The organism is Collinsella sp. AM36-4AA (assembly GCF_003467795.1).
In the GTDB taxonomy this organism is placed as follows: Bacteria; Actinomycetota; Coriobacteriia; order Coriobacteriales; family Coriobacteriaceae; genus Collinsella.
Genome location: NZ_QSHS01000030.1, coordinates 1 through 15,546 on the forward strand (window position 1 = coordinate 1; position 15,546 = coordinate 15,546).

At 61.3% G+C, this 15,546-nt stretch carries 12 protein-coding genes and 1 riboswitch; of the genes, 6 read left to right on the top strand and 6 right to left on the bottom strand.

From position 1 onward, the window contains the following. Positions 1–189: 189 nt before the first annotated feature. Together DW850_RS08820 and DW850_RS08825 are read left to right on the top strand one after the other, a co-directional pair. Positions 190–1,950, top strand: a complete 1,761-nt coding sequence (locus DW850_RS08820) for a carbohydrate-binding domain-containing protein (RefSeq protein ID WP_158565255.1) — start codon at positions 190–192, stop codon at positions 1,948–1,950. Between the two features lie 207 nt (positions 1,951–2,157). Continuing rightward, the gene (locus tag DW850_RS08825) at positions 2,158–2,823 is read left to right on the top strand and encodes an alpha/beta hydrolase (protein WP_117786853.1); all 666 of its coding nucleotides are present in this window, start codon (positions 2,158–2,160) and stop codon (positions 2,821–2,823) included. A 57-nt stretch (positions 2,824–2,880) separates the two neighbouring features. On the opposite strand, the gene DW850_RS08830 is transcribed toward DW850_RS08825, so the two are convergent. The 4 genes from DW850_RS08830 to DW850_RS08845 all read right to left on the bottom strand — a co-directional run bounded on the left by DW850_RS08830 (position 2,881) and on the right by DW850_RS08845 (position 7,442). Continuing rightward, positions 2,881–4,215 carry a uracil-xanthine permease family protein gene (locus tag DW850_RS08830; protein WP_089572925.1) on the bottom strand — a complete coding sequence of 445 codons (1,335 nt, stop codon included), beginning with the start codon at positions 4,213–4,215 and terminating at the stop codon, positions 2,881–2,883. Between the two features lie 122 nt (positions 4,216–4,337). Then, positions 4,338–5,471 (bottom strand): 5-methyltetrahydropteroyltriglutamate--homocysteine S-methyltransferase, encoded by a 1,134-nt coding sequence (locus tag DW850_RS08835; RefSeq protein WP_233539093.1) that lies wholly within the window; start codon positions 5,469–5,471, stop codon positions 4,338–4,340. 155 nt (positions 5,472–5,626) lie between these two features. Beyond that, the gene (locus DW850_RS08840; protein WP_117786855.1) at positions 5,627–6,523 is read right to left on the bottom strand and encodes a LysR family transcriptional regulator; all 897 of its coding nucleotides are present in this window, start codon (positions 6,521–6,523) and stop codon (positions 5,627–5,629) included. A gap of 10 nt (positions 6,524–6,533) precedes the next feature. Next, the gene (locus DW850_RS08845; protein ID WP_158549063.1) at positions 6,534–7,442 is read right to left on the bottom strand and encodes an HAD-IIB family hydrolase; all 909 of its coding nucleotides are present in this window, start codon (positions 7,440–7,442) and stop codon (positions 6,534–6,536) included. A 163-nt stretch (positions 7,443–7,605) separates the two neighbouring features. Further along, positions 7,606–7,716, top strand: a riboswitch (TPP riboswitch). Positions 7,717–7,767: 51 nt separating this feature from the next. On the opposite strand from DW850_RS08845, the gene thiM reads away from it, so the two are divergent. The 3 genes from thiM to DW850_RS08860 are packed head-to-tail and all read left to right on the top strand — an operon-like array spanning position 7,768 to position 9,644. After that, a complete protein-coding gene (gene thiM / locus DW850_RS08850; RefSeq protein ID WP_233539094.1) occupies positions 7,768–8,607 on the top strand; it encodes a hydroxyethylthiazole kinase in 840 nt (279 codons plus the stop codon). Positions 8,608–8,610: 3 nt separating this feature from the next. Further along, a complete protein-coding gene (locus tag DW850_RS08855; RefSeq protein WP_233539095.1) occupies positions 8,611–8,952 on the top strand; it encodes a thiamine-binding protein in 342 nt (113 codons plus the stop codon). Then, positions 8,949–9,644: a thiamine phosphate synthase gene (locus DW850_RS08860; RefSeq protein WP_117786856.1), complete on the top strand. Its 696-nt coding sequence runs from the start codon at positions 8,949–8,951 to the stop codon at positions 9,642–9,644. Before DW850_RS08855 ends, DW850_RS08860 begins: the two co-directional genes overlap by 4 nt. A 236-nt stretch (positions 9,645–9,880) precedes the next feature. On the opposite strand, the gene DW850_RS08865 is transcribed toward DW850_RS08860, so the two are convergent. Further along, a complete protein-coding gene (locus DW850_RS08865) occupies positions 9,881–10,750 on the bottom strand; it encodes a patatin family protein (protein WP_199575668.1) in 870 nt (289 codons plus the stop codon). 336 nt (positions 10,751–11,086) lie between these two features. Further along, the gene (locus DW850_RS08870; protein WP_370215720.1) at positions 11,087–12,439 is read right to left on the bottom strand and encodes an IS30 family transposase; all 1,353 of its coding nucleotides are present in this window, start codon (positions 12,437–12,439) and stop codon (positions 11,087–11,089) included. A 280-nt stretch (positions 12,440–12,719) separates the two neighbouring features. Between DW850_RS08870 and DW850_RS08875 the strand changes: the two genes are divergently transcribed. Then, a complete protein-coding gene (locus DW850_RS08875; protein WP_117786858.1) occupies positions 12,720–15,437 on the top strand; it encodes an EAL domain-containing protein in 2,718 nt (905 codons plus the stop codon). The last annotated feature ends 109 nt before the right edge of the window (positions 15,438–15,546 follow it).

A 15,546-nucleotide genomic window follows, 5' to 3' on the forward strand; every position in this document is an offset into this window, starting at 1 on the left:
CGTGTCCAAGAAATGGGAGGCAGTTCAATGCGGCCCCGCGCTTTTCTTTTAGCGTCGGTCCCTGCGCCGGCGTGCGGCCTATTTCTCCCCCATTTTGGCCATTTTGCCCTCCAAACGGCACTACCGCCGGCAACATCCAGCAGATACGCTGAATCTAGCCGTATAGGCCCTATGAGAACGGGAGCAACCATGGCAGCCTTGTTCACGACCCCCAAACGCAATGACACTACCGCCGGAACCCATGTTGCCGAACCCGACGTTCGCCGTCGCATAGGACTCGCGCACGGCAGCTGGCGCCGCGTGACGCGCCGCATCGTCGTAGGCGCCGTGTGCGCGCTCACGGTGAGCTCGCTGCTCATGCCGAGCGTCTCGCTCGCGGCGGAATGGGTCAAGGTCGGCGAAACCAAATACAACGCCGGCACTGCGGCGGGCGACGAGACCGGCACCTGGTCGTGGGACGGCGCCGACGACTTGAAGCTCAACAACTATAACGGCGGCGAGATCCAGGCCGCAGGCAAGCTCAACGTGAAATACTCGGGAAACAACATCGTCACTGCCGACTGGATCGAAGGCATCAAGGCTTCTCATGGCAAAAATGAGAACGCCGAGCTCAATATCCAAGGCGACGCGGGCAGCACGCTCAGCGTGACATCTACTGAGGACGCTATCCTCTCCACGGGTAATATCAACATCGACGGAGCCGGATCCGTCAACGCCACGAGCGCTCGGTTTGATGCCATCGACGCCGAGGGCGATCTCGCTATCAAAGGTTCGGGCAACGTCAACGCCACGGGCGTATCGGATGGCATCAGGGCAAACGGCAATATCACGATTGACGACAGCGGGGCCGTCACCGCCAGGGCTACCAAGGACAAGGGTATCGGAACCGACAAGAACCTCACCATCAAGGGTGGCGGCACAGTCGAGGCAAGCTCAGCCGATGGTGAGGCCATTTGGAGCGGCGGCAACATCAATATCTCGGACGGCAGCCAGGTCAAGGCGAGCTCCGAGAAAGACGCTGCCGTCGAGGCCAAGGGCAGCCTCGCAGCCACAAACGCCTCCCTCAACGTAAACGGTGTTGAATATGGCGTCTATGCCCACAAGGGCATCACCCTCGATCATGCAAACGTGACGGTCCGTGCAGGTAAAGGCAGATACGGTGACGCCATCGCCCTCTTCACCTACCAGGACGACATCGTCGTCAAGAACGGCTCCACCGTGGACGCGTCTGCGGAAGGCGAGGTTTCGGCTGCATTCTCCACCAGAAACGATCGACCCAACGAGAAGGGTGGCCACATCTACATCAGCGACTCCGTTGTCAAGGCCATAGCCCGCTATGTCGAGAACGGCGACGGCCCCATCCCCTACAGCGAAAACCAAGATGGCGAGACGAGGCGCGAACCCCAAGGCGAGAACATCGGCATCATCGCCCAGACCAGCGAGGGCGTCACACCCGCAGTCATCTCGATCACCCGCAGCAAGGTAACGGCCGAAGGATATACAGCGGCAATCTTTGCCCGTGCCATGAGCGCTGACGGCAAGACAATCGGCACCATCAAGATTGAGAACGCCGCCATCCAGACGCCCGAAGGCGGAAAGGTCATTGACTATCACAAGCTCCGTGACGGCATCTACGAGGCAGGCCAAGCCATCGGCACGGGCGACGCCACGGTCGACTCCCTCTATATCAAAGCAGTCGCCAAAAGCACGACCATCGCACCTCCCGAGGTAGCCAAGCCGGAAGACCCCAAGCCCGACGAGACCAAGCAAAACCCCAAGCCTGAGGGCTCAAAGCCGACCAAGGCCGTTGCGGCTTCAACCACGAAAGCCAAGACTACCGGCGTGCTCGCGGCAACCGGCGACACCTCGGGTGCGGCCATCGTGGCAACCGTCCTTGCGGGAACAGCCGCTATCGCCGCAGGCACCATGGCGAGCCGTAAGCGCTCTTAGACGCCTCTGCGCACATGGCAGCTCCCGCGAAGGCCCCGAGCCCCAGCACCGTTTAACAACGCCACCGCCGAGCTCCCCTCCGGCGGTGGCGTTTTCCATATGTGTCCGCAGGGTATGCACGAGATTGTCTTTGGTCTAGCCCAACCTGCATGAGCCGGCGTGCGACAATGGGGGCCGTCGATATCACAACGCCGAGAGAAGCCCGTCATGGAAGCGCATCAAAAGCAGATAACCGTTCATGCACAGCATGCCGAAAGCGCACCAGTCATCTATCTTCCCGTGGTCATGGGCGACGGCACGGAGGTTTATGAACGCTGCCGAGAGCTCAACTGCCCGCCCTTCACGCTTGTCGGCATTGGCAGCCTCAACTGGAATCGCGAGCTGAGCCCCTGGGGATGCGACGGAACCGTGCGCGATGCCGAGCCCTTTGGCGGCCAGGCATCCGGATTTCTCGATGAGCTGTTGAACTGGATAATCCCAGAGGCCGAGTCGTCGCTTCCTCAGCCGCCCACCTGGCGCGGCATTGCCGGCTACTCGCTCGCGGGCCTCTTCGCGCTCTGGTCCCTCTGGCAAACCGACGCCTTTAGCCGCGCCGCAAGCGCATCGGGGTCGTTGTGGTTTCCCGACTTTGTCGATCGCGCCAGCACGGCCCCTTTTGCCGGCAACCCGCAGGCCGTCTATCTGTCGCTCGGCAAAAAGGAAACCAAGACGCCCAACCGCATGATGCGGCACGTACTTGACGACACGCGCGCAATGGAAACGTTGCTCGTTGAGCGCGGCATCCTCACAACACTGGAACTCAACCCCGGCAACCACTTTGCCCAAACCGACCTGCGCATGGCGCGTGGCATCCACTGGATATTGACGCATTAAAAATGGCGCCCGCGCGTACGCATGGGCGCCATTTTTTGATTCAGCTGGACGCAGTTGTTACTCAGCAGCCTCCTCAAGCTCGGAGACATCAAACTCAAAGTCGTTGCCGGGCAGAATGGCATTGAGCACGATGCCCACCAGCGATCCCACGGCAAGGCCCGAGAGCGAAATGGTCACGCCGCCCAGCTCCAACACGATGGCGCCGGCAGTGCTGTACGCAATGCCGAGCGAAAGCACGAGCACCAGGGCGGCCACCAGCACGTTGCGGTTATTTTGGAAATCAACCTGGTTCTCGATGAGGTTACGTACACCAACGGCGCTGATCATGCCGTAGAGCACGAGCGACACACCGCCGATAACGCATGCCGGCATGGCCGCAATGACAGCCGCGAACTTGGGGCAGAACGAAAGCACGATGGCGCAACACGCGGCAATGCGAATCACGCGCGGGTCGAACACGCGCGTCAGGGCGAGCACGCCGGTGTTCTCGCCATAGGTGGTGTTGGCCGGAGCGCCAAAGAGCGAAGCCAGGATCGTGGCAAGGCCGTCGCCGAGCAGCGTGCGATGCAGACCGGGATCGGCGATGTAGTTACGCTCGCAAGTGGAGCCGATAGCCGAGATATCACCGATATGCTCGATCATGGTCGCAAATGCCAGCGGCATGATGGTGATGATGGCCGTCGTGGCAAGACCGCTATCGAACTGCGGCCCAAAGAGTGCAAACACGGTGTTGTCCCACACGACGGGCAAGCCAACCCAGGGAGCGGCTGCGACGCCCGAGAAATCAACCTCGCCGAGCGCAGTCGCAACGGCATAGCTCACCACAACGCCCAGCAGAATCGGCACGATCTTGACCATGCCACGGCCCCAGATGTTGCAGATGACGATCACCGCCACAGCGACAACGGCAACAAGCCAATTGGTCTGGCAGTTGGCGATGGCAGAGCTTGCCAAGATCAGGCCGATGGAAATGACGATGGGGCCAGTCACTACCGGCGGGAAGAAGCGCATAACACGCTTGGCACCAAACGCGCGAAACAGGGCCGCCAGCACCGGATAGAGCAGGCCGGCACAAGCTACGCCCAGGCAGGCGTAGGGCAAAAGCTCGGCCTCGCCGTTGGGCGCGATTGCGGCATAACCGGCAATAAAGGCAAATGATGAGCCCAAAAATGCCGGCACCTTACCGCGCGACAGGAAGTGGAAGAGCAGCGTGCCCAGGCCGGCAAACAAAAGGGTCGCCGAAACCGAAAGGCCGGTGAGCACAGGCACCAGCACGGTAGCGCCAAACATGGCAAACAGGTGCTGCAGGCCGAGCAAGAACATGCGCGGGCGACCGAGCGACGACGCATCGTAGATGGCATCGGCAACGGCGGGCGTCGAGGATTGGGACATGGATGTCCTTTCATAATGGAAGGGCGCCCGGGCATATCGGATTACCTGCCCGAACGATACGATCCGAACCATTGTACGCGATGCATGCCGCTCCGACCACGACGCCCCTGCGAACGGCAGCACTACTTCCAGACACGCTCGGCAATGCGCCTAACCAGCGCAATCTTTGCCCACTGTTCGTCCTCGGTCAGCTTGTTGCCGATCTCGCAGCTGGCAAAGCCACACTGGGGCGACAGGTACAGGTTCTCGAGCGGCACGTACTTTGCGGCTTCGCGGATGCGCTCGACGATAACATCCTCGTTCTCGAGCTCTGCCGCCTTGGTGGTTACCAAGCCCAGCACGACCTTCTTGCCCGGGGCAACGTAGCTGAGCGGCTCAAAGCCGCCGGCGCGCGGCGTATCGAACTCCAGGTAGAATGCGTCGACATCCTCATGTGCAAACAGGTACGGCGCGATGGGGTCATAGCCGCCCTCGAAAGCATAGGTAGAGTGGTAGTTGCCGCGGCACACGTGCGTGTTAATGACGAGGTCGTCGGGCTTGTCCTCGATGGCGGCGTTGTTGAGCGCCACGCCCAACTCGCTCACCCTTTGCAGGTCAACCGGGCTCATGCCAGTCTTGGACACAAAGTCGGTATCGCAGTAAATGCCCCAGGTGCAGTCATCAAACTGGATATTGCGACAACCGGCGGCGTACAGGCCGGCGATCACCGTGCGATAAGCGGCTGCAATTGCGTCGGCAAGTTCCTCATCGGTCTTATAGACGGCGCGCAGGCTCTCCTGCTGGCCATCGCAGCGGTCGAGCGTAACCTCCGAGAACGTCTGGATCGGCGCCGGAATGGTCTGGCGCGCAACCTGACCCTCCCCCTCGAGTGCCTTGATAAACTTAAAGTGCTCGACGAAGGGGTGGTTCTCGCCGCTGATGGGGCCGGTCACCACGGCGGTGTCAGCCGTGGTCTCCTCGTCGTGGAACATATAGCCCGTACGCGAGGTGCGGCGTTCAATGCCGTTGAGCCCCCACATAAAGTCGAGGTGCCAGTAACTGCGACGAAACTCGCCATCGGTAATCACCTGCAGGCCAGCGGCCTTTTGCTTGTCCACCAGGTCGCGAATAGCCTCATCCTCGACGGCCTTAAGCCCCTCGGCATCAAGTGTGCCTGCCGCATAGGCAGCGCGGGCATCCTTTACGGCCTGCGGACGAAGAAAGCTGCCGACGATATCAGCGCGAAACGGCGCGTTCGGTTGAATTGAAGTGCTCATAGATATCTCCCTTTGCATTGGTTGCTTTACTGGGACAGAGTATGAGCGCTCATATAGCCATCGTAAAATATATGTTTATAACAGTTTGATATAGATGCTTCCTATATCAGTTTGGACTGCCATAAAGAGATTTGACCCGTGCAGAACGCAGCAGTCTAGATGTGCTGACGAATCGCTTCGATATAGGCCTGCCCGTAGCGCGTAAGTGTCGTGTTCTTGCGCGTGATGATGCCGATCTCCATGTACTCGTCTACATCGAGCGGAATGGAGATAATGCCGGGGCCGTTAAGTTCATGGCTGATCACGCCCGAACAAACCGTGTAGCCGTTAAGGCCCATGGCCAGATTGAACAACGTCGCACGGTCGCGCACGCGGATATTCTTGCGACGCTCAAAGGTCGAGGTCAGTTCCTCGGAATAATAAAACGAGTTATAGCTGCCCTGCTCATAGGACAGGAACGGGTAGTCCTCGAGATCTTCGAGCGTCACGCTGGCGTGGTCCGCCAGCGGATGGTCGGAGCACACAAAGACATGCGGCGTAGCGCAGAAGAGTCCTTCGAATACGAGCTCGTTGGCCGCCAGCATGCGCTCGATGACCTCGCGATTGTGCTCCGACAGATACAGGATGCCGAGCTCGCTTTTCATATGCGCGACGTCCTCGATAATCTCGTGGGTCTGCTCCTCGCGCAGGGTAAAGTCGTAGCGCGCGGCATCGAACTCGCGGATCACATCGACAAATGCATTAACGGCAAAGGAATAATGCTGGCAGCTCACACTAAAGTGCGGCACCTGCTCGGACGTGCCTTTGTACTTGCCCTCGAGCAGGTCGGCCTGGTCGAGCACCTGGCGCGCGTAGCCCAAGAAGGTCTCGCCTTCCTCGGACACAATGACGCCCTTGTTGGTGCGCTCAAAGATGTGTACACCCATCTCGTTTTCGAGATCGCGAATTGACGCGGTAATCGAAGGCTGCGACACAAAGAGCCGGCGCGAGGCCTCGGTGATGCTGCCGCATTCGGCAACTTTGACGACATATCTGAGCTGCTGGAGCTTCATGGCTTTCTCCCTAGACGTTCGTGACGTCGAAACCCGTCGCGTCCATCTGACGCATAAACGACGGCATCTCCCCCGTCGCGGCGCAGGCGGCAATCTGATGCAGAGCCCCGGCAACCGCATCATCTGCCGCAGCGCCGATATGCCAGCGCGCGGCAGCCGTGACGGCCTCGTTGGCATTGGCGACTGCAACGGAATTGGGAACGGCATCGATCATGGGCAAATCGTTATCGGAATCGCCGAATACGGCCACCTCGTCGGGCGTCAGGCCCAAAGCGCGCGCCAGCTCCAGCGCAGCACAGCCCTTGTCCCAGCCGGTCGGAAGAACGTCGAACAGGCGCACGCGGTTGTTGGGAAACACGAGCGAGAGCTCCGGCACCTCGGCGGCAACACGCTCGCGCAGCTCGGCGAGCTCCTCGCGCGAACGGGCACTCCAGATATTCGCCTTGTATACCGGGGCATCGTCAACGACAGGGCGACAGGGAGCCTCTTCGCCCTTGAGCCACGCGTTGCCGCCTGACTCCATGGCGCGACGCACACGCTCGGGATCGCTTGTCACGCAATAGGCGTCGTTGTCCCAAAAGTCATCACCCAGACGGTAGACCTTCAAATAGGTATCGTCGGTCTCTTGCTCCAGGTAGTCGGCCAGGCGCATAAGGGCATCGTTATCAGTTGCGCGCGAGGCAACCGCCTCGCCATCGACAAACATCACCTGGCCGTTGCAAAACGCACCGGTCGAGAAGCACTCGGAGCGATTGCGGAACATCCAGCTCATCGCGGACGGCTGGCGACCCGAAACCGGGCCAAAATGCAGGCCCGCCGCCTGCATGGCATGAATGCCCTCGATGGCGCAGTCGCTGGCGCCATCGTGTCCAGCAGGAATCAGCGTATCGTCCATATCGGTCAGCACAAGTTTGATCATAAGGTCCCCTCGGTCATTCTTTATCCCGTCTATTGTAACGACCTGCCAATAAGGGACAGGTTTATCTTGGCAGGTTTTATCTGGGAAAATGCAGCGCCCCTGTTGCCACCTGCCAAAATAAACCTGTCCCATATTGGCAGGTGCGCTAGTATAGGGAACAACAGATTCGATGCGGGAGTGCCGGCGGCGCAAACCACAAGGCTGAGAGGGCATAGGGCCCAATCCTTTGAACCTGTCAGTTAATGCTGGCGTAGGGAGCATGCCGCCTTTACAGGGGCGCTGTCTATGCACAGCGCCCCTTTTCTATGCCAAGGAGGCATGTGCAGTGATTGATTCGGAACAGCTTAAGCAACATATGGTCAAGGCCGTAGAGGAGATTCGAGCCACCAATCCGATGGCCGGCTCTATCACCAACACGGTGACGATCGACTTTGTCGCCAACGCGCAGCTCGCCGTGGGCGGTTCGGCCGCCATGGTCTATCTGCCCGACGAGGGCGAGGCGCTCGTTGCCGGCGGCGGCGCCATCTATCTCAACATGGGCACGCTCTTCCCCATCTACGAGCAAACGATTCCCCGCGCGGCCAAGGCGGCACACGACGCCGGCAAGCCCTGGGTGCTCGATCCGGTGGGTCTGGGCATCGGTAGCCTGCGCACCAAACTGGTAAGCGTGCTCAAGCAGTACAAGCCCACCATCGTGCGCGGCAACGCCTCCGAGATCATCGCGCTCGCCGGCCTGTGGGGTCTTGAGGGCGAGGCGGCCGATCTGAGCCGCGTACGTGGTGTCGATACCACCGACACGGTCGACGCCGCCCGCGATGCCGCCGTGGCGCTCGCTCGCTACACCGGCGGCGCCGTTGTGGTCTCGGGCGAAGTCGACCTGATTACCGACGGCACGACCGTGGCCAAATCCCACGGCGGCAGCCCGCTCATGTCCAAGATCACCGGCTGCGGTTGCTCGCAGGGCGGCGTGCTGGCCGTGTACGCCTGTGCTACCGATCCGTTTACGGCAGCAGTCTGCGGCACCGCCGTCTACAACGTTGCCGGCACGCGTGCCGCCGCCGTCGCCGATGCCCCGGCAAGCTTTAAGGTCGCCTTTATCGACGAGCTCTACCGCGCAACCGCCCAGGATATTGCCGACAACCGACTCGAGCTCGAGGAGGCATAAGCCATGTCCGAACCCGCAACCAATGCCGGCATGAACACGCTCGTCGCCGTGGCCATCGCCCCATGCGGCACCGGCGACGAGCTGTCCGCCGAGGTCGCCGAGGTCGTGCGCGTCATTCGCGAGAGCGGCCTTCCCAACCGCACCACCTCGATGTTCACCGAGATCGAGGGCGACTGGGACGAGGTCATGCAGGTCGTGCGCGACGCGACCTTTGTGTTAGCGAGCGAGGGCATCCGAACCGAAGTCGTGCTCAAAGCCGATATTCGACCTGGATTTACCGACACCATGACCGGCAAACTCGAGCGCATGGAAGCGCAGATCAAAAAGCAGGAGGAAGCACGATGAGCATCCGCGACAACCTTGATATCTCGGCCTATCTGGTGCTCGGCCCCGAAAACACCCTCGGACGCCCCGTGGGCGATGTGGTGGCCCAGGCGCTCGACGCCGGCTTTACCTGCATCCAGGTGCGCTCCAAGGTGGCAAGCGCCCGCGAGATCATCGCGCTGACCGGCGGCGCCGCGCAGGCAATCGCACAGGCTGGCAAGACCGGTCAGGTCGCTTTGCTGATCGACGACCGCCTGGACTGCGTACTCACCGCGCGCGAGCAGGGCATTGCTGTCGACGGCGTGCACGTGGGCCAGAGCGATATTCCCGTCGAGGTCTGCCGCAAACTTTTGGGCCCCGATGCCATCGTGGGCCTTTCGGCCCGTTGCGAGGAGATGCTCGAGTACGTCAAGACCGCCGACATGAGTTTGGTCGACTACCTTGGCATCGGCCCGCTCCACGAGACCGAGACCAAGCGCGACTGCGGACGCGCGGCCGATGGCTCTATCATCACCAAAAGCTTTGAGGACCTGGCCGCACTCCACGCGGCAAGCCCCGTGCCCATCGTGGTGGGCGGCGGCGTCAAGACGGCCGACCTGCCGCAGCTTAAGGCCACCGGCGTCGACGGCTTCTTTGTGGTGAGCGCCGTCTGCAGCGCCGATGATCCCTACGCCGCGGCCAAGGAGCTCGTCGACACCTGGCAGCAGGCATAGGCATAGGCCGAACAGCTGATTCGCAGCCTCATATCTTCAATAGCGGAAAGCGCATCCCAGTTTGGACCTCCATTCCGGGATGCGCTTTCCATATAGAGGCTCAACGGGAAACCGCATCCCAGTCTGAACGCATATTCCGGGACGTACTTTCCGAAACCCCACCGCTTGGGAAACTGTAACCCGTTCTGAGCGCTCATTCTGGGACGCGCTTTCCGCCGAGTCCACGGCAGCTTGCCCTACCCCGCCAGATACGATTCCAACGCCGGCAAGGTCGCCTCCGCATCGCGGCGACCAATCTGGTAGATGCGTTCAAGTTCATCGGGCTCGCGACACAGCGACGGCACCTTCACCGATTCGCTCGGCCGCACCACAAAGATCTCGCCGGCAGCCTCGCGACGTGCCAGGTCATCGAGCGTGGCATTGTAGACCTCATGTCGACGCTCAAGCGCTGCGACAAACTCCGGATAGTGACGGAACACGCGACGCAGCATGGGCATCACGCTGTTGGGCTGCTTCACAAAGCCCGCCGGCTGCGTGAGCACCACGATATTGCGGTCATACCCCTGCGCAAACAGCCATGCACTGGGAATAGAATCGGCCACGCCACCATCCAGATACTTATGCCCGTCAATAGCAACGGGACGCGTCGCCACGGGAATCGCCGACGATGCCCGGATCCACTCGATATCCCGCTCGTCGCCATAGGGCAGGTCGTGGTAGACGGCCTTGCCCGTCTCGATATCGGTACACACGCACGTAAACCGCATGGGGCAGGCGCGATACGCCTCCAGGTCGATGGGATCGCGCTCGATGGGCACCTCGTGATAGGCAAAATCGGCATTGAACATATCGCCGGTTCGCAGCCAGCTGGTCACGCTCGCATAGCGTTTGTCGGTGCAATAGACCTTGTTATAGCGAATGGCGCGGCCGATCTGGCGCGATTTAAAGTTGTAGCCAAATGCCGCGCCCGCCGAGACGCCCACCATATGGTCGCAGGTCAAACCGTGCTCCATCCAAACGTCGAGCACGCCCGCCGTATACATACCGCGGTAGCCGCCTCCCTCGAGCGCCAGCCCCACCGTGCTCGTCATATTTGACTGTGCCATGCGACCATCTCCGTTCCTGCGTTTTAAAACGGAACAAGTATACCCATCAACAAATATCGTCTCAGTCGCATTTTCATCGAACATCGTCGCGTTACCGTTTGGCGAATAATGGTTGATTTCCGATCTCAGCCGAACACATTGAGCGGATAGGCCATTCCCGCAGTTAGCCGAACGCCCCCGCGGCCCCTCCTGGGGTCCGGGGGCGCCGTTTTCCCAGTTGAAGGAACGGTGGAGATGTGTTTCGATGGGTCCGGTGGCCATGCTCCGCCCGCCGCCCGGCACCTCTTCCCAGACTCAGCCGGACGGTCGGTCCGTCTATTCCGTTTTTCCTCTAGGCTAGGCCAGCGGGGCATCGCCCCTCTCGGCGCGCGCCCTCTCGATGAGCCCCGGCGTCAGGTCGAGATCGACGAGCGCCACGTCCTCCACGCCGTAGGCGTCCAGCAGCGCCGCCGCGTCCTCCCCGAGCATCGCCCTGAAGGCGCGGGCGGGCGTCGAGAAGCCGAGCGCGCCGCGGGGCTCGGAGTTCACGTGCGACATGGCCAGCGCCAGGTCCGCCGGGGCGAGCCGGTCGAACCTGAGTCCGGAGCCCTTGGGCAGCAGCTTCCTTATCTCGACGTGGTTTCGCTCGCAGGCGCCCTTCTGGTCGCTGCGCCTCGGGTCGCAGTAGAACAGCCTCGTCTCGCCCGGCCCCTCGCCGATGAGCGCCGCGATGGCGCCCTCGTCGGAGAACTCGGCGCCGTTGTCGGTGAGCACGGCGCGGAACACGCGGCGCGTCCCGTCGGCGCCGAGGACCGCCCGGACGCCCTCCAGGGCGTCCGCGACGCGCCCGGCGGTCTTCTCCGCCAGCGGCAGCGCGAGCTGGAGCCTGCTGGGGCGATGCAGCAGCGTGAGCAGGCAGGCGGAGTCCTCCCGGGCGCCCTCGACGGTGTCCATCTCCCAGGCCGCGGCGCACGCGTCCTCCCCGAGGGCGAGGAACGCGGCATGCGACCTGCGGGCGGAGTGGCGGGTCGCCGCCCGGCCCGCGGCGCGCTTCCTCGGCCTGTAGCCGACCTTGCGCCTGAGCTCCATGTCGGTCATGCCGTCGTAGCCCGCCGAGACCCAGCGGTAGATGGTCGACGGCGACAGGTCCACCGGGCCGCCGTTGCGCGCCGCCATCTGCTCGGGCGACAGCCCCCGGCGCAGGCAGTCCCTTATCGCCTCCAGCCTGGCCGCCGCGGCGGGCTCGTCGGCGTCTATCCCGCGCCTGGACGAGACGAGGACCGAGTCGGCGCACAGCTGCGCGGCCCGGGCCTCGTAGAAGACGTGGGGGCGGCGCTTGCAGCCGATCGCGCGGTACCGCCCGCAGCCGTTGCAGCATCGCGGCCACGCCGCCAGGCGCGGGCAGGCCGCCGACAGGTCGGCGGAGGCGTCCACGCGCTCGCCGCGCCTGGCCTTCGGCGCCGTCACGAATCTGTGCGACGCCACCTCGGCGCTCACCGTCGAGGGCGACCTGCCCAGCTCCCTCGCGATCTCCCTGCACGACGCCCTGCGCTCCAGCATCCTCTGGACCGTGTCCCGCTCGTGCCTCGTGAGCCTTCCGTAGGCCCTCGGGACCGCCCTCGCGGAGCCACTCTTCCTCTTTCCGGACATGCCGTCCTCCGATCTCCCGGGGCCGGCCGGTCCGGCCCTCAGGGTATCGGGTTCCCACATTCATCCGCACATGTGCGGATGAATGTGGGAGGTGTTCGGATAAAGTCGATAATCAAGGTTTGGCGAATAATGGCCGCCCGCAACATGGGCACCCCTACATAATTCCATACACTTGTTTATACTACTCAGTAGTTATCAGCCGAGAGCACGAACCGACAAATAAACCCAACGACGCAGCAAGGCGGGGGCTTGGAAACACGCAAGGCGTTGAGCAGCAACGCATGTGCACAACGAGCTCGCCCGACGCAATCCGCCCCGACCTCAGAAAGCCGCTTACAGTATGGATAACGCCAGCAATAATACCGAAACGCTCGAAAAGACCATCCGTGACCTTCTGGAGCGTCAGGACGATCTGATCAGGACCGCCTTTACCGACGAGCTCACCGGACTTGGCAACCGCGGCGGCTTTACCCGTTCCTTAGAGGAACTCTGGGAGCAGGAACTGCCCGTGACCATGGCGTTTATCGACATCGATAACCTTAAGCACTGCAACGACATCTTTGGACATGACGAGGGCAACCGCTATATCTTGCAGGTGAGCCTCTATCTCAAACTGTATATGAAGGTGGACGAGGCGGCATTTCGTCTGGGGGGCGACGAGTTCGCCATCCTATCTACGATTGCGACCGAGGACGACCTTGCCGAACGTCTGGAACACTGCCGAACGGTGCTGCTCGAAAACAACGCTTCCAAGATGCCTCACTCGTTTAGCTACGGAGTGGCACACGCCGACCCCGCCCTGGGCGAAGCCCCCAATCGCTTGACGAACGATGCCGACCATCGCATGTACGACTACAAGCTACGTCATGCCGTGCACCTTGATCGACGCAATATCGCACAAGCCCACACCGACGACTTCGAAATAAGCGATCGCATTTTCGACGCCCTTTCGATGCTCAACGAAGGCCGATATTTCTTTATCGAGAACTTGGACAAACATCGAACCCTTTGGTCACAAGGCGCCTTGCGCGATCTTGGTCTTCCTTCGGAGCATATAGACAACTGCCACGATTACTGGAAAACGCGTGTCCATCCCGATGACCTTGAGGCCTATACCAACGACATCGACCAAATCTATGACGGCTCCAAACATCGCCACGTCATGCAGTACCGCGTGCGCAATGCCGCCGGCGACTACATCCTCGGCCGTGCTCGCGGGTTTCGTATCGACGGCGACGGAAATGTCCCCTCGCTCTATGTCGGCGAGCTCGTCAACCACTCGCTTGCCGAGACCGTCGACGCCGCCACGGGCCTCGGAATGCAGCGCACGCTGATCAACGCTATCGATGCCTGCCGTCGCGACCATTGCAAGACGGGGCTTATAGCAGTGCGCGTTCGCGGCACGGCAAAGCTCAACGAGCTCTACGGGGCCGAGGCCGTCGACAACATGCTCGCCGAATACGCAGGCCGCATGCTGTCGATTACTCGCGGCAGGAGTCGCGTCTTCCGCTCACGCAACGCCCAGTTCGTCGTGCTTAGCAACAATTTGGATCACGAAGCATTCGAGCAACTGATCCAACATCTCAAAGAGGCCGTTTTCGCTCCCGTTCGAATCGCGGACGACACCATTACCCCCGTCTGTCTTGTCGTTCCGGCCTTTTACGAGCACCTGACCAATCAAACGGCCGCCGTTTTAGGCGAACTCGACCGTCGCATTCGCACGGCCGGCGGGCTTGTTCCCAACGACAGCCTCCCCATACCCGAGGTGGAGCGCAAAAGCGCCATCGCCGAACGCATCGATTCGCTCACGGGTCTCTATCGACCCAGCGAGTTTATGCGCCGCGCCAACGAATTTCTCGAGACAAGGCGCAACGGCGCCTGGTGTATCGCCACCGTCGATATGGGACACATGCGACTGTTCAACGAATGGCACGGACAGGCCGAGGGCGACCGCATGCTCGCCGATGTGGGCACGGTCCTCAAGGACATCGAGAATGCCAACATGGGCGTCGCAGGGTACTGGGGCCAAGACGACTTTTGCATACTCATCCCCTTTGAACACGACACCGTCCATCAGATCTATAGCCGCGTTCGCCAGGCCGTGGCCAAGTATGATGACGGCGTGGGATTCTGGCCGTCCATGGGCGTCTACCCCATCGACTCCAACGAGAAAATCACCATCGATGCGCAGGCCAAGGCCATGTTTACCAATCGGCGCGCAAAAAACGACTTTAAGGAGCGCATTGCCATTTTCCGCCCCGAGGAGTACGAGCGCGAAATCGCGTTCCACCGCACGCTGACCGAATTCCAGTACGCGCTCTCCAACGGCCGTATTACCTACTACCTGCAGCCCCAGGTCGACATGGAAACCGGCGAGATCATTGGCGCCGAAGCGCTCACGCGCTGGATCGACAAGGATGGCTCCCTCATTTCGCCCGCCACCTTTATCCCCGCTCTCGAAGAAAGCGGTTTTGTGGTGACGCTCGACAAATATGTTTGGCAGGGCGTTGCCTTGTGGCTGCGCGAGCGCATCAATCGGGGGCTTCGCGTGGTTCCGATCTCGCTTAATGTGTCGCGCGTGGATATCCTCGCCTGCAACGTTGCCGAGCATATGGGAGCGCTCGCCGCCCAATACAACCTGCCGCCCGAGCTCATGCGCATCGAGATCACCGAGACAGCTTATACGGGAGAGTCCGAGGCCGTGGATAAACTAACGGCCGACCTGCACACCCGCGGCTTCTCGACCTATATGGACGATTTTGGCACCGGCCAGTCCACGCTCGCGATGCTCAAGAACGTCAACGTCGACGTCATCAAGCTCGATCGCACGTTTGTGCCCGATAACGGCGATGAGGGCCGCAGCGTGCAAATCATCTCATCAATGCTCGAGATGGCGCAGTCACTCCATCTGCCCGTTGTGATCGAAGGCGTCGAGACGGACAAGCAGGCAAACATGCTGCGCCACATGGGCGCCCGCTACGCTCAGGGATTCCTCTACTACCGCCCCATGCAGGCGGAGGATTTTGAGGCATTGCTCGATGGTGGCGACAACAACTAATACGCTCGCACGCAAACGCCACCGTCGAGGGGAGCGTTTGTTCCCATGAGCTAACTAATACTCCAATCTAAACCGAATTGGGAGTAAGATACAAACCATTGTTCCATCC